Annotated in this window: 17 protein-coding genes and 1 tRNA gene; 6 read left to right on the forward strand and 12 right to left on the reverse strand. The window is 70.3% G+C overall.

Annotated elements, in window-relative coordinates:
• Positions 1 to 96: 96 nt before the first annotated feature.
• Entirely contained in the window at positions 97 to 258 is a 162-nt protein-coding gene (locus AB0H86_RS36635; RefSeq protein ID WP_362449079.1) for a hypothetical protein, read from the reverse strand.
• Positions 240 to 590 (reverse strand): MMPL family transporter, encoded by a 351-nt coding sequence (locus AB0H86_RS36640; protein ID WP_362449081.1) that lies wholly within the window; start codon positions 588 to 590, stop codon positions 240 to 242. The genes AB0H86_RS36635 and AB0H86_RS36640 overlap by 19 nt, the downstream gene beginning before the upstream one ends.
• A 304-nt stretch (positions 591 to 894) precedes the next feature.
• Here AB0H86_RS36640 and AB0H86_RS36645 point away from each other — a divergent pair, with 304 nt between their 5' ends.
• A complete protein-coding gene (locus AB0H86_RS36645) occupies positions 895 to 1,179 on the forward strand; it encodes a hypothetical protein (RefSeq protein ID WP_362449083.1) in 285 nt (94 codons plus the stop codon).
• Positions 1,176 to 1,568, forward strand: coding sequence for a PIN domain-containing protein (locus AB0H86_RS36650; protein WP_362449085.1), 393 nt, complete (start codon positions 1,176 to 1,178; stop codon positions 1,566 to 1,568). The genes AB0H86_RS36645 and AB0H86_RS36650 overlap by 4 nt, the downstream gene beginning before the upstream one ends.
• A 362-nt stretch (positions 1,569 to 1,930) precedes the next feature.
• On the opposite strand, the gene AB0H86_RS36655 is transcribed toward AB0H86_RS36650, so the two are convergent.
• Together AB0H86_RS36655 and AB0H86_RS36660 are read right to left on the reverse strand one after the other, a co-directional pair.
• Positions 1,931 to 2,827: a LacI family DNA-binding transcriptional regulator gene (locus AB0H86_RS36655; protein ID WP_362449087.1), complete on the reverse strand. Its 897-nt coding sequence runs from the start codon at positions 2,825 to 2,827 to the stop codon at positions 1,931 to 1,933.
• 8 nt (positions 2,828 to 2,835) lie between these two features.
• Complete coding sequence (locus AB0H86_RS36660; RefSeq protein WP_362449089.1) at positions 2,836 to 5,385, reverse strand: SpoIIE family protein phosphatase; 2,550 nt, start codon at positions 5,383 to 5,385, stop codon at positions 2,836 to 2,838.
• Between the two features lie 254 nt (positions 5,386 to 5,639).
• Between AB0H86_RS36660 and AB0H86_RS36665 the strand changes: the two genes are divergently transcribed.
• The 4 genes from AB0H86_RS36665 (at position 5,640) to AB0H86_RS36680 (ending at position 11,015) form a co-directional block, all read left to right on the forward strand.
• Entirely contained in the window at positions 5,640 to 7,673 is a 2,034-nt protein-coding gene (locus AB0H86_RS36665; RefSeq protein WP_362449091.1) for a beta-L-arabinofuranosidase domain-containing protein, read from the forward strand.
• A gap of 34 nt (positions 7,674 to 7,707) precedes the next feature.
• Positions 7,708 to 9,000: a sugar ABC transporter substrate-binding protein gene (locus AB0H86_RS36670; RefSeq protein ID WP_362449093.1), complete on the forward strand. Its 1,293-nt coding sequence runs from the start codon at positions 7,708 to 7,710 to the stop codon at positions 8,998 to 9,000.
• 64 nt (positions 9,001 to 9,064) lie between these two features.
• The gene (locus tag AB0H86_RS36675; RefSeq protein ID WP_362449095.1) at positions 9,065 to 9,991 is read left to right on the forward strand and encodes a sugar ABC transporter permease; all 927 of its coding nucleotides are present in this window, start codon (positions 9,065 to 9,067) and stop codon (positions 9,989 to 9,991) included.
• Positions 9,992 to 10,151: 160 nt separating this feature from the next.
• The gene (locus AB0H86_RS36680) at positions 10,152 to 11,015 is read left to right on the forward strand and encodes a carbohydrate ABC transporter permease (RefSeq protein ID WP_362449097.1); all 864 of its coding nucleotides are present in this window, start codon (positions 10,152 to 10,154) and stop codon (positions 11,013 to 11,015) included.
• Between the two features lie 355 nt (positions 11,016 to 11,370).
• Here AB0H86_RS36680 and AB0H86_RS36685 read toward each other — a convergent pair.
• From AB0H86_RS36685 to AB0H86_RS36720, 8 genes are all read right to left on the reverse strand, one after another.
• A tRNA-Thr gene (locus tag AB0H86_RS36685) sits at positions 11,371 to 11,444 on the reverse strand.
• A gap of 149 nt (positions 11,445 to 11,593) precedes the next feature.
• On the reverse strand, positions 11,594 to 13,246 hold the full coding sequence (locus AB0H86_RS36690) for an alpha/beta hydrolase (RefSeq protein WP_362449099.1): 1,653 nt from the start codon (positions 13,244 to 13,246) through the stop codon (positions 11,594 to 11,596).
• A 101-nt stretch (positions 13,247 to 13,347) separates the two neighbouring features.
• Positions 13,348 to 14,553: a DNA polymerase III subunit delta' gene (locus tag AB0H86_RS36695; RefSeq protein ID WP_362449101.1), complete on the reverse strand. Its 1,206-nt coding sequence runs from the start codon at positions 14,551 to 14,553 to the stop codon at positions 13,348 to 13,350.
• A gap of 200 nt (positions 14,554 to 14,753) precedes the next feature.
• Complete coding sequence (tmk, locus tag AB0H86_RS36700) at positions 14,754 to 18,074, reverse strand: dTMP kinase (protein WP_362449103.1); 3,321 nt, start codon at positions 18,072 to 18,074, stop codon at positions 14,754 to 14,756.
• A gap of 239 nt (positions 18,075 to 18,313) precedes the next feature.
• Positions 18,314 to 21,154: a type I DNA topoisomerase gene (gene topA, locus AB0H86_RS36705; protein ID WP_362449105.1), complete on the reverse strand. Its 2,841-nt coding sequence runs from the start codon at positions 21,152 to 21,154 to the stop codon at positions 18,314 to 18,316.
• 247 nt (positions 21,155 to 21,401) lie between these two features.
• A complete protein-coding gene (locus AB0H86_RS36710) occupies positions 21,402 to 21,599 on the reverse strand; it encodes a hypothetical protein (RefSeq protein WP_362449107.1) in 198 nt (65 codons plus the stop codon).
• A gap of 360 nt (positions 21,600 to 21,959) precedes the next feature.
• Entirely contained in the window at positions 21,960 to 23,510 is a 1,551-nt protein-coding gene (locus tag AB0H86_RS36715) for a class I SAM-dependent methyltransferase (RefSeq protein WP_362449109.1), read from the reverse strand.
• Positions 23,511 to 23,576: 66 nt separating this feature from the next.
• The gene (locus AB0H86_RS36720) at positions 23,577 to 24,167 is read right to left on the reverse strand and encodes a small secreted protein (RefSeq protein WP_362449111.1); all 591 of its coding nucleotides are present in this window, start codon (positions 24,165 to 24,167) and stop codon (positions 23,577 to 23,579) included.
• Positions 24,168 to 24,308: the final 141 nt, after the last annotated feature.

Genomic DNA, 24,308 nt, shown 5'->3' on the forward strand with positions numbered 1-24,308 from the left:
CCGTACGCGATGACGGCGGCCGGCGTGACGAACGGAAGCACGACAAAAGCCCCGCGCCGAAGTGCCCGTGGCGGAAGGCCCGTTGACGGAGGGTTGTCACGTGCCCCTGAGAGCGGGCTCCAGGCCGGGCTGGTCCGCCGGCTGCCGGGGGTCGTCGTGACGCCTGAACAGACTGCTGGGCCACCACATCCACCGGCCCACGTCCAGGGTCAGCGCGGTGACCAGCACCGAGCGGACGATCACGGTGTCCAGCAGCACACCTCTGAGTCGCGGGAGGCCGCTTCCTGCGTGTCGAGAATGATCGCCGCGTTGCCGCCGACCTGGGCATCCGCACCCTCGATCCGGTGGACCGCGGTTCTGGCCTGTTCGACGGTGCGCATCGCGGCCGGACTGCTGGGGTCCTCCTCGAGTTCCCCGAGCAGGACGGCCTCGTCGTCCTCGACCATCGGCGCCGAGACGACGGCGACTCCGGTGACGCCGGACAGCACGGTCCTCACCTGCTCCGCGGAGGCGGCCTTGGTCACGACGTAGATGGGGTCGCCCGACCCGACCGGGAAGTGCCTGGCCTGGATCTCCTCGCCGACGGCCATCTGCGGCCTGTCGGTGAACTGGTCCTTGTTGGAGAGTTGTCAACGGCGGGGTACCGGGCGGCGGGCCTGGTAACCGAGGCCGAGCGCGGCCTGCTCGCCTTCGTCACCAACGTCACATGTTTCACGTGAAACCAGCAGATCAGACGCACGTCGTCTTCATGCCGGACACCGCCTGACCAATGAGCGGGCACCTTCGCGCCGGTCAAGAGGCGAGGACCTCCCAGACGGAGGACCGTGCGCGGATACCGGCCGCCCTTGCAGAATCACTCCGCCCGAATAACAAGACTCTTGTTAAAGTGGCTTCATGGCCATTTCTCCCGACCCCGAGCCCGCCCCCGGCGAGGGCCCCGTCCGCCCGGTCTCCGTCTCCCTCCACGAAGGCACCATCGCCGCTCTCAAGGCCCGCACCGGCAAACGCGGCATGTCCGCCTACGTCGAAGCCCTCATCCAGCGCCAACTGGAGCGCGACCGGCTGCGCGAACTCATCGAAGACGCCGAAGCCGAGCACGGCCCGGTCGACCAGGCTGCGGTCGATGCCAAGCGAGCGCTCCTGCGCGGCGACACGGCCGGCTCGGCGGACGCCGCGTGAGCGGCACCCTCGTCCTGGACTGCGAAGGCCTGTCCAAGCTCGTACGACGCACACCCGAACTCACCGAGTGGCTCGCCGCCGCCGAGGCCGAGGACATCCGCGTCATCACCAGCTCCGTCACCGTCGTCGAAGCCCGCGACCCCAAGACCAACCAGGCCCGCTTCGACTACGCCGTCTCCCGCGTCAACATCGTCCCGCCCACCGAAGCCATCGCCCGCCACGCGAGCATGCTGCTCGCCGCAGCCGGCCTGCACGGCCACAAATACGCCCTCGACGCCATCGTCGCCGCCACCGCACTCACCTCACCCGCCCCCGTGAGCGTCCTGACATCGGACCCCGAAGACCTCCACGTGCTGTGCGGCCGCGGCATCCGCGTCATCAAAGTCTGATTCTCTCCACCACGGTTCCGGAACAGGGGATCCGCGACACCGTCTGCGACCCTCCCGGAGTCCCGGAGTCCCGGCTAGGTGTCTCCCACGAGATGATGACGCGCTCGGAGTCGCTCACTCGGCGCGTGGCACACAAAGAGGCTCCACCGAGCCCCCTCCGATGCCTTGTTCGGGTCGGCAGGCTCGCCACTGCGAACGTCACACACCCAGCCCCAGTAGGGCTCATTCGTCTCTCACCGGAGTGGTGACCTGCAAGGACAAACACCAGGCCTACCGAGCGGCGCTGCCCACGGCTTCCACATACGGCGGCCGCAGGCCCACTCTGCCCACAAGGCCCCGGGCCACCGGCCCTGCGCTGCGGCTCAGAACTCGGCGCCCGGTCCCGAGGGGGGAGGGCCAGTACTGGAGCGGATGGAGATCAGCTGTCTCAGCATGACGTGCCGGGGAGAGGCGTCGGGCGAGTCCAGCCGATCCAGCAGCAGCTCGACCGCGACCCGGCTGATCTCGTCGATCGGCTCGTCGGCCGCGGTGAGCGTCGGGGTCACCGTCTCCGTCCAGGGCCCGGACACCAGGCCGACGACCGAGAAGTCTCGCGGCACGACACGGCCGGCACGGGTCAGCCCTAGGTACACGCCCCCCAGGGACGCCTCGTTCATGGTCACCAACGCGGTGGTGGCCGGGTCCTCCTGCAGGATCCGCCCAACGCACGCCTCGCCCGCGGCGTCGTCGTCCCCGCAGAGATACCCGCGTCCGGTGAGCCCCAGCTCCGCCACGCCCTTGTTGAACCCTTCCAGCCCACGGTGCGCGGACTCGTATCCGGACCGGAAGAACTCTTCCGACCGGTTGACGAAGGCGATCCTGCGATGGCCCAGGTCGGCCAGGTGCCGCACACAGGCACGGCCGAGGGTCACCCAGTCCATGTCCACCCACCAGGTCTTCTCCAGGCCGGACTGTCCGATGGTGACGAAGGGGAAGCCCAGCTCGATGAGGTGGGTGGCCCGGGCGTCCTCCAGCAGGATCTCCATCAGGATCAGGCCGTCCACCCGGTGTCCGGTCAGGATCCGCTGGAACGGCGGGTCGCCGACCTCGCGGCCGGTGGTGAGCAGCACGTCGTAGTCATAATCCTGAGCCGCCTCGGCCACCCGGCCGATGAACTCAAGACTCGTTGCCGTGTAGTGATCGCCGGCCGGCGGGAAGACGAGTCCGAGCGCGCGGGTCCGGCCGTTCGGCGGAGCCTCCGCGGTGGCGTGGGGGTTCACCGGAATCCTCATGCGTGGCCCGTCGGTAGGAGTTGCTCGGCCCAGATGGTCTTGCCGCTGGTGGTCTGCCGGGTGCCCCAGCCCTGGGTGAGCTGGGAGACCAGGAGGAGCCCGCGGCCGCCCTCGTCGAAGGTGCGGGCGCGGCGCATGTGGGGGGAGGCGCTGTTGCTGTCGGAGACCTCGCAGATCAGGGTGCGGTCGCGGATCAGCCTGAGCTGGATGGGGGCCTCGCCGTACCGGATGGCGTTGGTGACCAGTTCGCTGACCACCAGCTCGGTGATGAACCCCACTTCCTCCAGCCCCCAGGCCTGGAGCTGGCGGGAGGCCTGGAGCCGGGCCTCGGCGACGATCTCGGGGTCGGCGGGCAGGCCCCAGGCGGCGACCTGGTCGGTGTGAAGGGCCCGGGTGCGCGCTACGAGCAGGGCGACATCGTCGGCGCGGTGAGCGGAGCGAGCGGGGGATCCCCCTGGCCGAAGGCCGGAGGCGGGAGAGGGCGGGAGCTCATCCGGCTGAAGGGTCGGGGAGGGCAGCAGTGAGTCGATCAGGATGTCGCAGGTGACCTCCAGCGAAGGGGACGGGGAGGCCAGGGCCTGGCACAGCCGGTCGAGGCCCGCGTCGATGTCGCGGTCGCGGGCTTCGATGAGGCCGTCGGTGTAGAGGGCGATCAGGCTGCCTTCGGGCAGTTCCAGTTCGGTGGCCTCGAAGGGCAGGCCGCCCACACCCAGCGGAGGCCCCGGGGAGAGGCTGACGAGGCTGACCGTGCCGTCGGGGTAGAGGACGCCGGGCGGGGGGTGGCCGGCGCTGGCAAAGGTGCAGCGGCGCGAGACGGGGTCGTAGACGGCGTACAGGCAGGTGGCGCTGATCCCTTGCGCTTCCTGCGCGTTCTGCGCGTCGGAGGCGGTCGTGCCGTCGTCGTCGGGGGTGAGGTGGTTGACCAGGTCGTCCAGGTGGGTGAGGAGTTCGTCGGGCGGCAGGTCGACATCGGCGAGGGTCCGGACGGCCGTACGGAGGCTCCCCATGGTGGCGGAGGCACGGACGCCGTGGCCGGCCACATCGCCGACGACCAGGGCGACCCGGGTTCCGGACAGCGGGATCACATCGAACCAGTCGCCTCCCGCACCGGCCTGGGAGTCGGCCGGCAGGTAGCGGAAGGCGGCCTCGACAGCCGCCTGCCTGGGGATTTCCCTCGGCAACAGACTGCGCTGCAGCGTGAGCGCAGCGGTGTACTCGCGGGTGTAGCGCCGTGCGTTGTCCACACAGACCGCCGCCCTGCCGGCGAGTTCCTCGGCGAGGACCAGGTCGTCCGGCTGGAAGGGTTCCGGACGCAGTCGGCGCCAGAAGACAGCCACTCCGAGCGTGATCCCGCGGGCTCGCAGCGGCACCGCCATTCCCGAGTGGGCACCAGCGCTCCTGACGTCCTCGCCCTCGGTCCACCGGACGAAATCGGGATCCTCAAGCCCGCTCAGGAAGGGGCGGCCGGCGGCCAGACAGCGGGCCGGCGGTGAGTACGCCGGATAGGTGTCGACCGCGCCCAGGGCGACAGTGGCCTCGGGGATGCCTTCGACGGCGGACCGGTGCGCGACCCGGCGCAGTCCGACGGCGGCATCGATGGGCTCCGCGGTCGGTTCCTCCCCTTGGAGGACCGAGTCGAGCAGGTCCACGCTGGCGAAGTCGGCGAGCCGCGGCACTACCAGCTCGGTCAGTTCCTGGGCGGTGCGCACCACGTCCAGGGTGGTGCCGATGCGGGTGCCGGCCTCGTTCAGCAGAGCCAGCCGCTGCTGGGCCCAGTGCTGTGCGCTGCTGTCGAACGACGCGGTGCTGACGCCGCGCACCCGGCCCGAGGAATTCTTGACCGGCCACATCTCGATGTTCCAGGCACGGTCGCCGAAGTGGCGCTCGTAACTTGCCGGTGTCCCGGTCTCGGCCACCTGGCGCAGGTGCCGCAGGAATCCCCGGGTGGCGGCATTGTGGGAGACGGTGTCCCGGTACCGTTGTCCGCGCAGCTGCGCCGCTGTCTTTCCCACCATCTCCGACGCGATGTCGTTGAGCCGCTGGTACCGCAGCTCGGCGTCGAACATGGCCAGGGCGACCGAGGCCTGGGTGAACGACCGCTCAAGCATCCCTCGGTCGTCTCCGTCTCCGTCCCCGTCTTCGTCCTCGTACCCGTCTTCGTACCCGTCTTCGTCCTCGTACCCGTTCCTGGCCGGGTCCGGTGCGAAGGCCACGACGAACCCGGTGGCCTTGCCCTCGCCGTCCAGCGCCGGGCAGGCGCGCAGGCCGAGATCGAGTCGGCTGCCGTCCCGATGGCGGACGGCGGCTGTCCCGCTCCAGGCCTTGGCCCCGGCCAGGGCCGCCCAGGCCGCGTCGGAGGGGTCCGCGGCGAGCAATTCGGTGACGATGCGCCCCACGACGTCCGTGGCGGGATGGCCCAGCAGGCGCTGTGCGCCGTCGCTCCAACTCGTCACGATGCCCTGTCGGCTCACCGTTGCCGTGGCCAGATCGATCGCGGGCTCGTGATCATGGGGCGACTCGAGAACAGCTTTGCCACGGCGTGCCATCGTTGCTCACCTCGCAGCCGTCGAGTCGCGCTCCGTAAGCACCACCCAGAATATCCGGCTACGGCGCACCCGGCACCGAGACGCCGCGACCTGCGGATTCCGTCGCCCGACGGTCGCCGGTGTCGCCGCGCCGCATGGATCCCCGCACCTCGCATGGCGCGACAATACAGAGCATTCTGTACCTAAATGAAGCAGTCCGTACATAAATGTAGATTAATAAGCCTGGATATTCCTGTTGCGCAGGGAGCACCTCCATGTCTCTTCCTCCGTCCCGGGGGCCGACCCCCACCCCCGCGCCGGGCCCCGTCCGGTTCAGTGACCGGGCACAGGTCGCGCTGCGGCCGGCCGAATCCGCCCGCGTCACCGGCGGCTTCTGGCACGAGCGCCGGCGCGTCAACGCCGAGGTGAGCATCCCCCAGGGCCCGGCCCTGCTGGACTCCGTGGGCAATCTGCACAACCTCCGGCTGGCCGCCGGAACGGCGACCGGCGAGTACCAGGGCGATCTGCCCTTCCTCGACACCGATGTGACCAAGTGGCTGGAGGCCGCCTCCTGGCAGCTGGCGCAGTCGGACCGGAAGGAGGAGTTCGCGCAGGCCGAGGACGTGGACCGGATGATCCGCCTACTGGCCGAAGCCCAGCAGGACAACGGCTACCTGCAGAGCTACTACCAGGTGGTCAAGCCCGGGCTTCGCTTCGTCGAACTGCGCTGGGGCCACGAGCTGTACTGCGCGGGCCACCTCATCCAGGCCGCCGTCGCCCACCACCGGGCCACCGGACGCGAGGATCTGCTCACCGTCGCCCGCCGCTTCGCCGACCACATCGACGACACCTTCGGCCCCGGCAAGCCCGTCGACGGCATCCCCGGGCACCCCGAGATCGAGACCGCCCTGGTGGAGCTCTACCGGGAGACCGGTGAGCAGCGCTATCTGGACCTGGCCGGGTACTTCGTCGACCGGCGCGGGCACGGCCTGCTGCGCGGCGGCCCCGCCATGCTGGGCGACGCGCACGCCGTCCCCCCGAGCTCCGCGTACTGCCAGGACCATGTCCCGGTGCGGGAGGCCGAGACTGTGACCGGCCACGCCGTACGCCAGCTCTATCTGCTGGCCGGCGCCACCGACGTGGCCGCCGAGACCGGCGAGCCGGAACTGCGCGCCGCGGTGGAGCGGCTGTGGGAGGCGATGACCACCACCAGGACCTATCTCACCGGCAGCCTCGGCGCCCACCACGAGTCGGAGGACCTCGGCGACCCGTACGAACTGCCCAACGAGCGTGCGTACGGCGAGACCTGCGCGGCCGTCGCCTCGATCCAGTGGAGTTGGCGGATGGCCCTGCTCACCGGCGAGGCCCGCTACTCGGACCTGATCGAGCGGACGCTCTTCAACGGCTTCCTGGCCGGAGTCTCCCTGGACGGGCTGCGCTGGCTGTACGTCAACCCGCTCCAGGTGCGCGACGGTTACGAGTACCACGGCGAGGACGACGGATCGCGCCGCACCCGGTGGTTCAAGTGCGCCTGCTGCCCGCCCAATGTCATGCGGCTGCTCGCGAGCCTGCCCCACTACCTGGCCAGTACCGACGCCGACGGTCTGCAGCTGCACCAGTACGCCACCGGCTCGTACGGCGGACCCACCGACGGCGGCCGGGTCGCGGTCCGGGTGGACACCGACTACCCCTGGCACGGCCGGATCACGGTGACCGTCGACGAGGCGGGCCCCGGGGAGTGGACCCTGTCGCTGCGGGTGCCCCAGTGGTGCGAGCAGTACAAGCTGGAGATCGGCGCCACGCCCGCCGAGCAGGTGCCGGAGGACGGCTGGATGCGGGTCCGCGGCGCCTGGCAGCCCGGCGACACGGTCGTCCTGAACCTCGGCATGGAGCCGCGGCTCACCGAAGCCGACCCCAGGGTCGACGCGGTGCGGGGCTGCGTCGCCGTCGAACGCGGCCCGCTCGTCCACTGCCTGGAGCAGGTGGACCAGCCCGGCGCCCCCGGCTTGGACGACATCGTGCTCGACCCCACTGCGGGACTGACCGTCCAGCACCGTCCCGACCTGCTGGGCGGGGTCACCACCGTGGTCGGCTCCGGCCGACTGCGGGCCCGGCCCACCGGACAGGGCTGGTGGCCGTACCGCGCGGCCCGAGACACCGGTGACGCCGCGCAGGCCCGGGAAGACACCCCCACCGGCACCCCCACAGGCACCCCCACGGACACACCTGTCGAACTGACCACCATCCCCTACTACGCCTGGGCCAACCGCGAAGACGGCAGCATGCGCGTCTGGCTGCCCACGAGCTGAACGCGCCCCGACCACCACTCAAGGACCGGTAGCCATGCGAACCAGAACAACAACGGCAGCGGGTGCGCTGCTGACGTCTGTGGTACTGCTCGCCACCGCGTGCGGCGGCTCGGGCTCGGACACGGCCGGCTCGGGCTCGGACACGTCGGGTTCCGGCTCGGGAACCATCACCATGTGGGCCCGCGACACCCAGAAGGGCTTCATCAACCTCGTCGCGGACGCCTGGAACAAGGACCATGACACCAAGGTGAAAGTGACCGTCGTCCCCCAAGCCAACTTCGTCCAGAAGTTCGGCACCGCGGCCGCGAGCGGCTCCGGACCCGACGTCGCCTCCATCGACCTCGTGTTTCTGCCGTACTTCGCCTCCACCGGGGTGCTGGACGACATCACGGAGCTGGAGAACAAGCTTCCGTACAAGGACGGCCTGAGCGCGGCCCACCGCCGGCTTGCCACGTACAACGGCCGTACGTACGCGCTGCCCTTCACCGCCGAGGCGTCCGTCCTCTTCTACAACAAGGGCCTGTTCAGGAAGGCCGGTCTCGACCCCGACAAGCCACCGAAGAACTACGCGGAGATCATCTCCGCCGCGAAGAAGATCCGCGCGCTGGGCAAGGACACCTACGGGTACGCCATCGCCGGGCAGTGCGGCGGCTGCAACGTCTTCGAGTTCACGCCGCACATCTGGGCCAGCGGTGGCGACGTACTCACCGCCGACGGCAAGAAGGCCCTGTTCGACACGCCTGAGGTCACCGACGCACTCACCTTCTACCGGAAGCTGTACACCGACGGTTCGATGCCGGCCCAGTCCAAGACCGACAACGGAACCAACCAGCCCGCCGCGTTCCAGAGCGGCAAGCTCGGCATGACCCCGCTCGGCGCCTTCTTCGTGCAGGTCCTCAACAAGGACGACAAGGTCGACTTCGGCGTCGCTCCGCTGCCCGGCAAGAACGGCGGCTCGGCGTCCTTCGCGGGCGGTGACGAGATCGCCGTCACCAAGAACGCGAAGAACAAGGAGCAGGCACAGGAGTTCGTCAAGTGGGCGACCGGCGAACAGGCCCAGACGGTCCTCGCGGACAACGGCGTCGTCCCGGTCCGCACCGATCTGCTCGACAAGATCTACATCCCGCTCGATCCCCGGTACAAGGTGCTGGCCGAGGCGATGGAGAAGGGCCGTACGCCGTACAGCACGGTCGAGAACGCGCTGTTCAACGACAGCAACGGGCCCTGGGTCAACATGATCAACCGGGCCGTCTTCGACGGCGACATCGCCAAGGCGCAGGAGGAAGGGCAGAAGGCCGCCCAGTCCATCATCGACGACGCGCCATGAGCTGAGACCGCCGCCGCGCCCTCGCCCCCTGACCGTCCGCCTTCCCCTCCTCGGAGTTGAGCAGATGACCTCCCTCACCAAGCGCGGCGGCACTGGCGCCGTTCACCGGCGGACACTGTCCCGGGCCGGGCGGCGCCGACTGGCCGGTGTCGCGATGACCACGCCGGCCCTGGCGATGATCGTGCTTTTCTTCTTCGTCCCGCTCGTCATGATGCTGTGGATGTCGCTCCACAACTGGCCGCTGCTGGGAGAGCACCGCTTCATCGGTCTGAAGAACTATCGCGACGCCCTGCACGACACCGAGTTCCGCACCGCCGTGATCTTCACGGTCAAGTACACGCTCATCACCACGCCGGTGCTGTTCGTCCTCGGCCTCGTATTGGCTCTGCTGGTCCGCCGGAAGCAGCGCGGCGCCCGCTTCTTCCAAGCGGTGTACTTCCTGCCGGTCGTGGTCGGTCTCGCCTCGGCAGCCTTCCTGTGGCTGTTCATGTTCCAGTCCGACATCGGTCCGGCCGGGGACCTTGCCGACCACCTCGGCCTCGGCAGCCGTACCACCAACTGGTTCGCCGGATCGACGTCCGCGATGCTCGTGGTCATCAGCATGGTGACCTGGAAAGTCGTCGGCCTGCAGATGCTTCTGCTGCTGACCGGGCTTCAGTCGATCCCCACCGACGTGGAGGAGGCCGCCAGAATCGACGGCGCGAGCCGCCTGCAGACCTACCGCTACGTCATCCTTCCGCTGCTGCGCCCGACGCTGGCCCTGGTCCTGGTCTTCTCCGTCGCCGGTTCGCTGCTCGCCTTCGACCAGTTCTACGTCATGACCGGTGGCGGCCCGTCGAACTCGACGATCACCGCGGTGTACGAGATCTACCGCACGTCCTTCATCAAGTTCCAGCTCGGATACGGCTCAGCTCTGTCCGCCCTGCTGATGATCGTGCTCGTCGCGGTCAGCGCGATGCAGCTGCTGCTGCTGCGCTCCGCCGACCGCTGAGGACCGGAACCGTCAGGACGCGAAGCATGAGGACCGGAACCGTCAGGACGCGAAGCATGAGGACCGGAACCGTCAGGACGCGAAGCATGAGGACCCGAGACCTGAGGAACGAACCGTGAGCACGCGCACCGCGAGGACCCGAGACCGGGGGAGGAGTCCGATGGAGACGGACTCCAAGAACCTGGTGACCGCCATCCGCCAGTCGTTGCCGCGCGCCGCCTGGTGGGCGGTCTGCTCCAGCCTGGCCGTGCTGTTCCTCTACCCGCTGTACGTGCTGCTCTCGCAGAGCCTCAAGTCACCGGGCGAGGCCGCCGCCGCGCCACCCACCCTGTATCCGCATGGGCTGTCCCTGGACAATTTCCGGGCCCTGGACGGTGACCCGGGGATCGGCATCGTGTCCAGCGCCGGCAACAGCCTGATGGTCTCCCTGGGCGCCGCCCTGGCGACGGTGGTCCTCAGCACCCTCGCGGGCTACGGTTTCGCGCGACTGCGCTTCCCCGGCAGCAACATCCTCTTCTACGCCGCCCTCGCCACCTTCATGGTCCCCTTCCAGGCGGTCATCACCCCGCTCTACCTGCTCCTCAACAACCTCGGCCTCCAGAACTCGCTGCTGGGACTGGTCGCCGTCTACACCACCTTCCAGCTCCCCTTCGGGCTGTTCCTGATGCGCAACTCCTTCGCGGCCGTCCCCCGCAGTCTCGAAGAAGCCGCGCTGATCGACGGCTGCGGCATCCTGAAGGCGATGGTCCGGGTCGTCCTGCCGGTCGCCGTACCGGGCGTCATCACCACCGCCCTGCTCACCTTCTTCGCCTGTTGGAACGAGTTCTTCGCAGTGCTGATCCTCATCACCGACCAGGAGAAATTCACCCTCCCGGTCAGCCTCAGCGTCCTCTCCAGCGGCAACCTCGGAAGCGTCAACTGGGGAGTCCTCGAAGCCGGCGTCGTGGTGACCATCGTCCCCTGCGTAGTCATCTACCTGCTGCTGCAGAAGTACTACGTCGGCGGACTACTGAGCGGGCGATGACACAGGTGCCACCGAGGCCGCCGGTCACGGCCGGCAGCGGGAAGACCGGCGACAGCCCTGGCGAGGTCCCCGCCCCTTCCCCAACCGCCCGGCTGGACCCCGACCGTCCCTGACCGCCGGACCCACTGCCCGCGCCACGAGTGGTGCACCAGCGCGCTCCCCCTGGCGCACCTCATCGACGACCGAAACTGACCAGGCCTCAGCCAAACCGCGGAAACAGCAGGTCAGGACCACATCAACGCCAACAGTCCGGCCGCCGCAGGGACAGCCGCGCGGCTCGCGCTCTTCCGCGCCGCCGCATCCACCAAAAGCAAAAGCCCCAGGTCACGGCGAGTGAGTCCTGAGGCTTCCACAGAGCCGCCTTCGGGATTCGAACCCGAGACCTACGCATTACGAGTGCGTTGCTCTGGCCATCTGAGCTAAGGCGGCGCGCTGTCCGCACCATGGTGCGGTCAGCAACGCGGGTAAGTCTACACAGTTTTAGGGGGTGCTCCGAACCAGCCCCGGAGGCGGGGTCTCCGGGGCTGGAGCAGGCCGCAGGCAGGCGTCGGCACGTCTCAGGCGGGCCGCTCTCGGGGCTATGAGCAGCGCTTTCCGTCCGTCGGAGGGGTGCCGCGGAGTAGGTACGCGTTGATCGTGGAGTCGATGCAGGTGCTCCCGCGACCGTAGGCGGTGTGGCCGTCGCCCGCGTAGGTGAGGAGGCGGGCCGAGGCGAGCTGGGCGGCCAGGGCGCGGGCCCAGCGGTAGGGAGTCGCCGGGTCGCGGGTGGTGCCGACCACGACGATCGGGGCGGCACCCTTCGCCTCGATGCGGTGCGGTTCGCCGGTCGCCCGCACCGGCCAGTATGCGCAGTTCAAGGACGCCCACGCGAGGCCCTCACCGAAGACGGAGGACGCCTTCTCGAAGGCGGGCAGCGCCCTGCGCACCTCGTCGGGGGTGTCGAAGGCCGCCGGGAGGTCGAGGCAGTTCACGGCGGCGTTGGCGAACATCATGTTCGCGTAGCCGCCGCCGACGTCACGGTCGTAATAGGTGTCGGAGAGGGTCAGCAGACCCGCGCCGTCGTTCTCCTTCATCGCCGAGGTCAGCGCCTCGCGCAACTGCGCCCACGCCCCCTCGTCGTACATCGCCGCGATCACACCGGTGGTGGCGAGCGCCTCGCCGAGCCTGCGGCCGTCCACGTCGCCGGTCGGCATGGGGTGCGCGTCCAGCCTCGCGAAGAAGGCCTTGAGGTTCCGGCCGACCTTGGCGGTCGTCGTGCCCTTCGTGCCCAGCGGGCAGTCCGGCTGCCGCACGCAGTCCTTCGCGAAGGACTGGAACGCCGTCTCGAAGCCCGCCGTCTGGTCGAGGTTCAGCCGCCGGGCCGGCAGCGACGGGTCCATCGCGCCGTCCAGGACCAGTCGGCCCGCCCGGCCGGGGAAGAGACCCGCGTACGTCGCCCCGAGGAACGTCCCGTACGACGCACCTACGTAGTTCAGCTTCGCGTCGCCCAGCGCCGCCCGCACGATGTCCATGTCCCGGGCCGTCTCGACGGTGGACACATGCCGCAGCAGCTTCGGCGAGTCCGCGCCGCAGCCCTCGGCGAACTTCTTGTACGCGTCGACGAGTTCGGTGGTCTCCCGCTGGTCGTCGGGCGTGTTGTCCGTCTGCGTGTACGTGTCCATGTCCCGCCCGCTGAGGCATTTCACGGGCTCGCTGCGGGCGACGCCGCGCGGATCGACCGCGACCATGTCGTAGCGGGCCCGGACCTTTGCCGGGTAGCCGTTCCCCGCGTACGCCTGGAGGTAGCCGATCGCCGAGCCGCCCGGCCCGCCGGGGTTGACGAGCAGCGAACCGAGGCGCTTGCCCGGGCCCGTGGCCTTCTTGCGGGCTACGGCGAGCCGGACGTCGCCGTCGGCCGGCTTCGCGTAGTCGAGCGGCGCCTTCAGCGTGGCGCACTGGAAGCCGGGGACTTCGCAGGAGCGCCAGTTCGGCTTCTGGTCGTAGTACGACGCGAGGACGGTCGGGGTGGCCCGCGGCAGCGCGGCGAGTGCCGCTTGGGCCGCCGCACCGGCGCCCGTCGTCGCACTCCCCATGGAACAGGCGGAGACGAGCATCGCGGCGACAGCCACAAGAACGCCGCCGGTACGCGCTCTGCGCACGCGGATGGAGGTGACGTGCCTTCGGGGATGCGGGCCGGGCGGGTCGGTCCGGTCCGCCGTCGTGCCGGGGCGGGGACTGCGCCTGATGTCCATCGACCGAGCGTAACTCTGTGCGGTGGATCAAACGCTCTCCGTACACGCCATGCCTCGTACGAGGGACATCGTCAACCTCCCGCCATTGAAGCGCCGGCGGTTCAGCCCGCTCTGAGTGTCATCGTCATCGCCTCCACCGCCAGCAACGGGGCCACATTGCGGTCGAGGGCCTCACCGCACGCGGCGATCGCCTCGATACGGCGAAGCGTGGACTCCGGCGAGCTGCCGCGGGCGATCCGCTCCAGGACGTCCTCGGCGTCCGCGTTGGCGATCGCCACCCGGGAGCCGAGCTGGAGAGCGAGGACGTCGCGGTAGAAGGCGGTGAGGTCACTGAGGGCGAGGTCGAGGCTGTCGCGCTGGGTGCGGGTCCTGCGGCGCTTCTGCTTGTCCTCCAGATCCTTCATCACGCCCGCCGTGCCGCGTGGCATGCGGCCTCCCTGGGACGCGCCCATCGCCGTCTTGAGCTCCTCGGTCTCCTTGTCGTCCCGCTCCTCGGCGAGCTGTTTGGCGTCCTCGGCCGCCGCGTCGACCAGTTCCTGGGCGGCTTTGAGACATCCGCCGACGTCGTCGATGCGCAGGGGCAGCTTGAGGACCGCCGCCCGGCGCTCGCGCGCGGCCGGGTCGGTGGCCAGGCGGCGGGCCCGGTCGACATGTCCCTGGGTGGCGCGGGCGGCGGTCATCGCGGCGGCCGGATCGACGCCCTCCCGTCGTACGAGCATGTCGGCGACGGCGTCGACCGAGGGCGTGCTCAGGTTCAGATGGCGGCAGCGGGAGCGGATGGTCGGCAGGACGTCCTCGATGGAGGGGGCACACAGTAGCCACACCGTGCGGGAAGCTGGCTCCTCCACGGCCTTGAGGACGGCGTTGGCCGACTTCTCGTTCAGCCGCTCCGCGTCCTCGACGAGGATGATCTGCCAGCGGCCGGTGGCGGGCGAGGTGAACGACTTGCGGACCGTGTCACGCATGTCGTCCGCCAGGATCTGCGAGCCGACGGCGGCGACGGTGCTGACGTCGGCGTGGGTACCGACGAGCGCCGTGTGACAGCCGTCGCAGAACCCACAGCCGGGGGATCCGCCGAGAGCCCGGTCGGGGCTGACGCACTGCAGCGCGGCGGCGAAGGCCCGTGCCGCCTGGTTGCGCCCCGCTCCGGGCGGTCCCGTGAACAGCCAGGCGTGTGTCATCTTCGACGCCTCGGGCGGCGGCGCGTTCGTGGCGGCCGCGGTGACCAGGGCGTCGGCGTCCCGGGCAGCGGCATCGAGTTGCCCGCTCACCTTCTCCTGGCCGACCAGGTCGTCCCAGACGGTCATACGTCACCCCGCCCTTTCGTCACGTTCGCTGTACGGGGTCCATTGTGCGGGCGACCACTGACAATGGGCGCCGACAGCGGGGAACAGCGGGGAGGGGTGGGCTCAGGCGGCCACAGGCGCCACCCGGCAACCGCCGAGCTACCGCCCATGCCCACCCGTCACCCCTGGCGCCCGCCCCGAAGTCGGCGAGCGGGCGGAGTTCAGCCCCGCCGTCCCCGACCGCGTCGGCCGCGTCCCTCGTCGGGCTCCTCGTCCTCAGGCGGGCCCAGAAGTTCGTCCGCCAACGTCGGCAGGTCGTCCAAAGGCGTCTCCTCGGCCCAGTCCGACCGGGTCCGCCGACGAGGCGTCCCGTCCTCGCCGATCTGCGGCAGCTCGCGCGTACGGTCCTCGCCCGCGTTCGGCCGCACCGCACCCTGCTCGTCCCTGAAGAAGCCCGGCGGCACCCGGTCCGAGGGACTGTCGTCCCGGACGGGAGGCAGTACGGCCGTCTCGTCCGCCGCACCGGGAGGCGCGACCGGCGGCAGCACCGCGGTCTCGTCCGCGGCCCCCGGAGGAACCGGCGGTTGCGGCAACTCGGCCGTCACCTCGGAGTCGGAACCACGGGAACCACCGGAACCGGAGCCCCGCTCACGCCCACTCTTGTCGTCCCGCACCCTCGGCAGGACCGCCGTCTCGTCCACCGGCCCGCCCGACGCGTTCGTCGGCGTCACCATCGGCGTCGCCACGGTCACCGCGTCCTGCGTGGCATTGGCATCGGGCGCCGACCGCCGCCACTGCCCAAGCTGTCCCGCCTGACCGGACTGCTCTGCCTGACCAGACTGTTCCGCCTGTTCCGACTGCCCAGACGCGTCCGCTCCCGCAGCCGGCCCCGCAGCCCTCCCCTGCGACGCCGTCGGCCGGGGCCGCACCTCCGCCGCGGCCGCCGCCTGCTCGGCCAGGCGTCGCGCCTCCTCGGCCCGCAGCAGGGCCTCCTCGGCCTTCCGCTGCTTCTCCAGGCGCCGCGTCTCGGCCTCGGCGTGCAGCCGGGCCTCGTCCTCGGCCTGCTTGCGGCGCCGCTCCTCGTCAGCCTTCCTCCGGGCCTCTTCCTCGGCCCGCACCTTCTCCTCGGCGATCAGCCGCTGCCGTTCCTCCTCGGCACGGCGTTGCGCTTCCTCGGCCCGCAGCCGGGCTTCCTCCGCCTGCCGCTCGGCCTCGCGCCGCTGCGCCTCCTCCAACTCGCGCCGCTTGCGCTCCTCCTCCTCGGCGCGAAGCCGTTCGAGCTGCTCCTGGCGCTCGCGCTCCAGGCGCTCCTCCTCGGCCTTGCGGGCAGCCTCTTCCTCGGCCTTCCGGCGGGCCTCTTCCTCGGCCTTCTTCCGCGCCTCCTCCTGGGCCTTCACCTCGGCCTCGGACAGCGGCAGCATCTGGTCGAGCCGGTGCCGTAGGACGGTCGTGACGGCCTCGGGCTCCTGGCCCGCGTCCACCACCAGGTAACGCCCGGGGTCGGCGGCGGCCAGCGTCAGGAAACCGGACCGCACGCGCGCGTGGAACTCGGCCGGCTCGGACTCCAGCCGGTCCGGCGCCTCGGTGAACCGCTCGCGGGCGATCTCCGGCGAGACGTCCAGCAACACCGTGAGATGAGGCACAAGCCCGTTCGTCGCCCAGCGGTTGATGCGGGCGATCTCGGTCGGGGACAGGTCACGGCCCGCCCCCTGGTAGGCGACGGAGGAGTCGATGTACCGGTCGGAGATCACGATCGCGCCCCGCTCCAGGGCGGGCCGCACCACCGTGTCCACGTGCTCCGCGCGGTCCGCCGCGTACAGCAGCGCCTCCGCGCGGTGCGAGAGCCCGTCGCTCGACACGTCCAGCAGGATCGACCGCAGCCGCTTGCCGACGGGCGTCGCTCCCGGCTCGCGCGTGAGGACGACCTCGTGGCCCTTGGCCCGGACCCACTCGGCGAGCGCCTCGGCCTGGGTGGACTTCCCGGCCCCGTCGCCGCCCTCCAGGGCGATGAAGAAACCGGCTGAGGCGGGCGCCGTCTCCGGGTCGTCGCCGCCGAGCAGCGCGTCCCGCAGGTCGTGGCGCAGCGGTACGCCGGAACGGTCGTCGACCTTGGCCAGCACCAGCGCGGCCACCGGCAGGAGCAGCGCGCCGACCAGCATCAGGGTGAAGGCGGCGCCGCCGTGCGCGAACACGAACTTGCCGTTCTCCAGGCGGTGCGGGCCGATCGCCGCAGCCACCAGGGGCGCGATCACCGCGCCGAGCGCCACGCAGACGCGGACGACCGCGTGCAGGTGCTCGGTCGTACGGGCCCGCCGGTACTCCTCGGCCTCCTGGTCCAGCAGGATGTGTCCGGTGTTGGCGGCCACGCCCGCGCCGACCCCCGCCAGCGCGACGATCAGCAGCACGCTGGTGACGTCCGGGACGAGCCCCGCGGCCAGCAGGGCGACGCCGGTGAAGGCGATCGCCAGCGCCATCAGGCGGCGCCGCGACAGTGTCGGCAGCAGGGCGGGGGCCGTGCGGATGCCGACGACCACTCCGCCGGTCAGCGCGCCCACCAGCAGGCCGTAGAGCACCGGGCCGCCGCCCAGGTCCTTGGCGTGCAGTACGGCGACGCCCACGGCGGCCGCGACCGCTCCCGCGACGGCCGCGCAGGCCGGCACCAACAGCGGGATCACGCCGGTGCGGCCCTTGTCGACGCCGGTGCCCGTCTTGGGGCGGCGCAGTCCCTCCAGCGGCGAACGCGCGCGCGGGGTGCGGGTGTCGGGCAGTTCCAGGTAGGTCAGCACCGACAGGGACGCGGCGAACAGACCGGCGGCGACGTACGACGCGAGGGCGGCCTGGTGCTGGGCGAACCAGGCGATCCCCGAGCCCAGCAGGTTGTTGAGCAGACTCGCGACGACGAGCGCGGCGGCCGCGAGCGGGATCGCCACGAAGCTCGTCCGCAGCGACAGGCGGCGCAGGGCGTCCATGTGGTCCGGCAGCGGTCGTACCGTCGCGCCCTCCGGCGGCGGGGCCGGCAGCAGGGCGGGCGCCGCGCTCTCGCGGCACACCGTCCAAAAGCGCTCGGCGACACCGGTCACGAAGGCGGTGACCAGGAGGATCGCCAGCGCGTCCTTGGGGGTCCAGTCGATCCACAGGGGCGCCACGATGAGCACCGCGGCCCGCAGCCCGTCCGCGCCGACCATCGTCCAGCGGCGGTCGAGCGGACCCTCCTGGGAGGTGAGCGAAGTGAGCGGGCCCAGGAGCACGGCTCCGAAGAGCAGCGTCGCGAGGACGCGCGCCCCGAAAACGGTCGCCACTGCGAACGCGACGCCTCGGTAGCCACCGCCGAACGAGCCCTCGGCGATCGCCGCCTGGAGGGCGAGAACGACGAGAACGAGAAGGGCGAGGGTGTCGCCGACACCGCCCACGAGTTGCGCGCTCCACAGCCGTTTCAGCTGTGGTCGCCGCAGCAGGGCGCGGACGGCGCGCTCGCGGGAGTCCGCGACCAGGGCGTCGTCGGGGGCCGGGTGAGGGGCCGTTGGCTGCTCGGCTGGGGTCATGCTTTCAGCCTATCGGGACGCACCGACAACCCGGCGAGCCCGTCCGAACGTGCGCACGCCCCGACACCAAAGTGATGCCGGGGCGTTCTTTTCGCGAAGCCGCCATGGAGATGTATCGCGAAGCCGCCGTGAAGAAACGGCGGGGAAGCGACCACTGCTGCTCGTTCTCAGCGGCCGGCCTCAACCACTCAGCCTGAGCTCAGGCCTGAGCTCAAGCCTCCGCGACGGACCTCAACCGCTCAGTCCTCGGACGCCGTCTTCGAGGCCGTCGCCTTCTTCGCCGTCGTGGTCGTCTTCTTGGCGGTCGTCTTCTTCGCGGCCGTCGTCGTCTTCTTCGCCGCGGTCTTCTTGGCCGCCGTCGCCTTCTTGGCCGGCGCCCTCTTCGCGGGCGCCTTCTTCGCCGTCTTCTTGACGGGCCCCTTCGCCCGCTTCTCGGCGAGCAGTTCGAAGCCGCGCTCCGGGGTGATCTCGTCGACACTGTCGTCGGAGCGCAGGGTCGCGTTGGTCTCCCCGTCGGTGACGTACGGCCCGAAGCGGCCGTCCTTCACCACAACCGGCTTCTTGCTGACCGGGTCCTCACCCAGCTCCTTCAGCGGCGGCTTGGCGGCGGCCCGGCCACGCTGCTTGGGCTGGGAGTAGATCTCCAGCGTCTCTTCGAGGGTGATCGTGAAGAGCTGGTCCTCGGTCTGAAGGGACCGCGAGTCCGTGCCCTTCTTCAGGTACGGACCGTAGCGGCCGTTCTGCGCGGTGATCTCCACGCCCTCGGCGTCCTTGCCGACCACGCGCGGCAGCGACATCAGCTTCAGCGCGTCCGCGAGCGTCACCGTGTCCAGCGACATCGACTTGAACAGGGAGGCCGTACGCGGCTTGACGGCGTTCTTGCCGGTCTTCGGGGTGCCCTCGGGGAGCACCTCGGTGACGTACGGGCCGTAGCGGCCGTCGCGAGCGATGATCTGGCGGCCCGTCTCCGGGTCGGCACCCAGCTCGAAGTCGCCGCTCGGCTTGGCGAGCAGCTCCTCCGCGAGCTCGACGGACAGCTCGTCCGGGGCGAGATCCTCGGGCACGTCCGCGCGCTGGTGGTTCTCGGAGTCCTTCTCGCCGCGCTCGACGTACGGGCCGTAGCGCCCGACCCGCAGCACGATGTCGTTGCCCACCGGGAACGACGACACCTCGCGTGCGTCGATCGCGCCCAGGTCGGTCACCAGCTCCTTGAGGCCGCCGAGGTGGTCCCCGTCGCCGTTGCCGGCGTCGGCGGCAGCGCCCGCACCGGCAGCCGCACCCGCGCCTTCGCCGAAGTAGAAGCGCCTGAGCCACGGCACGGCCTGCGCCTCACCGCGGGCGATGCGGTCGAGGTCGTCCTCCATCCTGGCGGTGAAGTCGTAGTCGACGAGCCGCCCGAAGTGCTTCTCCAGGAGGTTGACCACGGCGAAGGACAGGAAGGACGGCACGAGGGCCGTGCCCTTCTTGAAGACATAGCCTCGGTCGAGGATCGTGCCGATGATCGACGCGTACGTCGACGGGCGGCCGATCTCGCGCTCTTCGAGCTCCTTGACCAGGCTGGCCTCGGTATAGCGGGCCGGGGGCTTGGTGGCGTGCCCGTCGACCGTGATCTCCTCGGCGCGCAGCGGATCGCCCTCGTTGACCTGGGGCAGCCGGCGCTCGCGGTCGTCCAGCTCGGCGTTCGGGTCGTCTGCGCCCTCGACGTACGCCTTCAGGAAGCCGTGGAAGGTGATCGTCTTGCCGGAGGCGCTGAACTCGACATCCCTGCCGTCGGCGGCGGCGCCACCGATCTTCACCGTGACGGAGTTTCCGGTCGCGTCCTTCATCTGGGAGGCGACGGTCCGCTTCCAGATCAGCTCGTAGAGCCTGAACTGGTCGCCGGTCAGGCCCGTCTCGGCCGGGGTGCGGAAGCGGTCACCCGAGGGGCGGATCGCCTCGTGCGCCTCCTGCGCGTTCTTGACCTTCCCGGCGTACGTACGCGGCGAGGCCGGCAGGTAGTCGGCGCCGTACAGCTGCGTGACCTGGGCGCGGGCGGCGGTGATCGCCGTGTCGGACAGCGTCGTGGAGTCCGTACGCATGTAGGTGATGAAGCCGTTCTCGTACAGCTTCTGGGCCACCTGCATGGTCGCCTTCGCGCCGAAGCCGAGCTTGCGCGAGGCCTCCTGCTGGAGCGTCGTCGTACGGAACGGGGCGTACGGCGAGCGGCGGTACGGCTTCGATTCGACGGACCGCACCGAGAACTGGGTGCTCTCCACGGCGGCGGCCAGCGCGCGGGCGCTCGCCTCGTCGAGGTGGAGGGTGTTCGCGCTCTTGATCTGTCCCAGCGAGTCGAAGTCTCGGCCCTGCGCGACCCGCCTGCCGTCGACGGTCTGGAGGCGGGCGACCAGCGACGACGGGTCCGACGAGTCTCCGGCGCGGCCGGTCGCGAAGGTGCCCGTCAGGTCCCAGTACTCAGCAGAACGAAACGCGATGCGCTCGCGTTCCCGCTCCACCACGAGTCGGGTGGCGACGGACTGGACACGGCCGGCCGACAGGCGCGGCATGACCTTCTTCCACAGGACCGGCGAGACCTCGTAGCCGTAGAGACGGTCGAGGATGCGGCGGGTCTCCTGGGCGTCGACCAGCTTCTGGTTCAGCTCGCGCGGGTTGGCGACGGCGGCCTGGATCGCGGCCTTGGTGATCTCGTGGAAGACCATCCTCTTGACCGGGACCTTGGGCTTGAGCACCTCCTGGAGGTGCCAGGCGATCGCCTCGCCCTCGCGGTCCTCATCGGTGGCGAGGAAGAGCTCGTCGGAGTCCTTCAGCAGGTCCTTGAGCTTCTTGACCTGGGCCTTCTTGTCGGCGTTGACGACATAGACGGGCTGGAAGTCGTGATCGACGTCCACGCCGAGGCGGCGGACCTCGCCGGTGTACTTCTCGGGCACCTCCGCGGCGCCGTTGGGGAGGTCGCGGATGTGCCCGACGCTCGCTTCGACGACGTAGCCGGGGCCGAGGTAGCCCTTGATCGTCTTCGCCTTGGCGGGCGACTCGACGATGACGAGTCGGCGGCCGCCGTGTGCGGTCTCGCTGGTCGGGGACAACTTCGCTCTTCTCTCCGGTCGACGCTGGGGTCTCTCCCCAGGCCTTGGTCCCGGGGTCGGGTCATGCTGACGCTGCGGAGTGTGACGGTACATCCCGCCCCCGTGTCAAACGGGAAAAGCCCGCAACGGCCACTCGAACGGTAACCCGACTACCGCCATTCCTGCCGCCCGGAGTGCCCACCGGCCTTTTCGAGGCTATCCGGAGGGTGATCCCCCAATTACTGGTACCGCAGCGGCAACGGGGCGCTCATACCTGGGTGAAGCACCAAGTTCCGAGGGCGAGCGCGAGCAGGGCGACGACGCTCGCGACGGTCGCCGATGCGACCGGACTCACACCGTGGGCGACCGGTTCCCGGTGCCGTACCCGGGCCGCGGTCCAGACCAGCAGCCCGCCTCCGAACAGGGCGAACACAACTCCCGCGAAGATCGCCGGTCCGCTCTCCATGGCTACCCCGTGCCCCTTTTCCCAGTCCGCGCGTGTCCAGTCCGTGGAGGCTGACACGCGCGAACGGCGCACAGGCGAACCCCGGGTGAACGCGGGGCCGACGCGACTGTGGGCTCCTCCCGCCCCGACCGTTCTCGGCAGGGCTCGGACCGCACAAGGGCGCGAATATTTTTACTGTCGGCCTCTTGTCGTCGGGATGGCGACCGTGCGCGGTCCACCGCGGACCCGGCGCCCAGGTCGGCTCGAACTGGTTGTCGCACAGCTGCGTCGCGTTGCCGGCGCCCTCAGCAGTCCGGCGCCCTCAGAAGTCCGGCGCCCTGAGAAGTCCGCCGCCCTCAGAAGTGACGCGCCACGGGTGGATCACGCCGGTTCGATGAACCCCTGCTCCACCAGCAGCCGGATCTGCGTCGGCGTGCGGTCACGCAGCAACACCGGGTCCTCGCCCACCAGTTGGGCGATCGCGTCCAGGATGCGGCCCGCGCTAAGCGAGCCGTCGCACACACCCGCGAAGCCCGCGCCGACCGTGTCCACCTTGGTGGCCCGACGCATCCCCCGGTTCTGCCGCAGCACGACATGCTCGGGATCCTCGGCGCCGGGCAGCCCGACCTGCTCCTGGACGATCTCGGCGGTCAGCTTGAAATGGCCCGCGAGCAGGGCCGCGTCGTCATGCGCCCGCAGGTAGTCGAGGCGGTCGAAGTGTGCCCGGACCGTGTCGCCGAGCGGCTGCTCGACCGGGTGCGGCCACTCCTCGACGGTGACCGAGGGCACAGTGGCCCCGGTCTTCCGCAGGCTGATCCAGCCGAAGCCGACGGCCCTCACCTTGCGCGCCTCGAACTCGTCCAGCCAGGCGTCGTACCGCGCCTGGTACTCGGCCGGGTCGCCGCGATGGTCGCCGGCGTCCCTGAGCCACAGCTCGGCGTACTGCGTGACGTCCTGCACCTCGCGCTGCACGATCCAGGCGTCGCACCCGCGCGGCACCCACGACCTGAGCCTGTCCTGCCAGTCCTCCCCCTCCACGTGCTGCCAGTTGGCGAGGAACTGCGCGAATCCGCCCTCCCGCAGTCGTTCCCCCGCCCCTTGAACGAGCGAGCGGCACAGATCGTCCCCGCCCATTCCGCCGTCCCGATACGTCAGCCGGGCGCCCGGCGAGATCACGAAGGGCGGGTTGGACACGATCAGGTCGAAGGTCTCGTCGTCGCGGACCGGCTCGAACAGCGAGCCCTCGCGCAGATCGGCGGCGGGCGCCCCGGACAGGGCCAGCGTGAGCGCGGTGATGTGCAGCGCGCGCGGGTTGAGATCGGTCGCCGTCACCCGCGTGGCGTGCTGGGCGGCGTGCAGCGCCTGGATCCCGGAGCCGGTGCCGAGATCGAGGGCGGCGGGGACGGGCGTACGGACGGTGATGCCCGCGAGGGTCGTGGACGCGCCGCCCACGCCGAGGACGACGGCTGTGTCCGCCTGACGGCCTCGGCTGCCGATGCCACCCGCCCCACCGACCGCGCACCCCAGGTCGGACACGATGAACCAGTCCTCGCCATCGGGCCCGCCGTACGGCCGTACGTCCACGGCCGCCGCGAGGGCACCCGCGAGACCGCTCTCGGGCGCTTCGCCGACAGGGACCAGCCACCCGCTCTCCAGACACGCCTCGACGGGCAGAACGTCCGCCACGCGCGCGTGCGGCACAGGCTGCTGCAACAGGAACAGGCGTACGAGCGTCTCCAGCGGCGTGTCCCCGCGTGTCGCCCGGAGTGCGGGCACGGTCTCACTGCGGGCCAGCGCCGCGTACGCGGGGGCGCCGAGCAGTTCGAGCAGCCCGTCGGCGGTGAAGGAGGCCCCTAGCAGGGCATCCCGCAGCCGGGCGGTGACATCGGGACGGTCGGACGCGGGCAGCGCGGGCAGGCTGGAGATACTCACGCCCCCATTGTGACCCTGGGCGCCCGCGGATCTCAGCTCGTCGCGCCCCGTGGGACCCGGCCCGCCTCAGCCCGTGGTCGCCGAACCCGGGGTGGACGCCGACTTGCAGCTCTGCTGCTCGGCCATCGCCTTGCCGACATCGCCCTCCTCAAGGGTCTTCAGCGCGTCGTTCCCGCTCTTGCTGAGCTTGTCCAGCTCGGTCGCGATGTCCTTGAGACCGTCCGCGAACTTCGCCTGATCCTTGGTGTCGAGATCGGCGACCTGCTTCTGCAGGGACCCGTACTGGGTGGAGATGCCGTTGAGTTCCTTGACCGCGTCCTGCTGCTTCTTCTGGCCGTTGTCGACGTCCGGCGCCCCGGCCTTGGTCACGGCCGTCCCGATCGCCTTGTAGGCGTCCGACATGTCCTGGAATGCCTGGGCATCGGTCTTCTGGACCTCTGCCGGCGTGCTGTTGTCCGAGGTCTGCTTCTGGATCGCGGCGTTGGCGGCCTCGATCTTCTTGGCCTGCGGCTGCACGGCGTCGCAGACCTGCTTCGCCCAGGAGTTCAGCTTGTCGCTGCTGTCGTCACTACTGCATCCCGACAGCGCGAGTACCAGTACCGCACCGCCGGACAGTGCGGCCGCGAGCTTCTTGTTCACCGGATTGGTCCCTTCCATGGCTCTCGGCCCCGGAACATACACGCCAAGTGGGCGACACCCATATGCTGAACGTCCTTTAAGACCCTAATTAAAGCCATTTGCACCATCGAGACAAGGCTCACGACGAAGGAAGCGCGCCCACACAAAAGGCGGGCGGGC

It is taken from the genome of Streptomyces sp. NPDC050997 (assembly GCF_040660135.1).
Classification (GTDB): domain Bacteria; phylum Actinomycetota; class Actinomycetes; order Streptomycetales; family Streptomycetaceae; genus Streptomyces.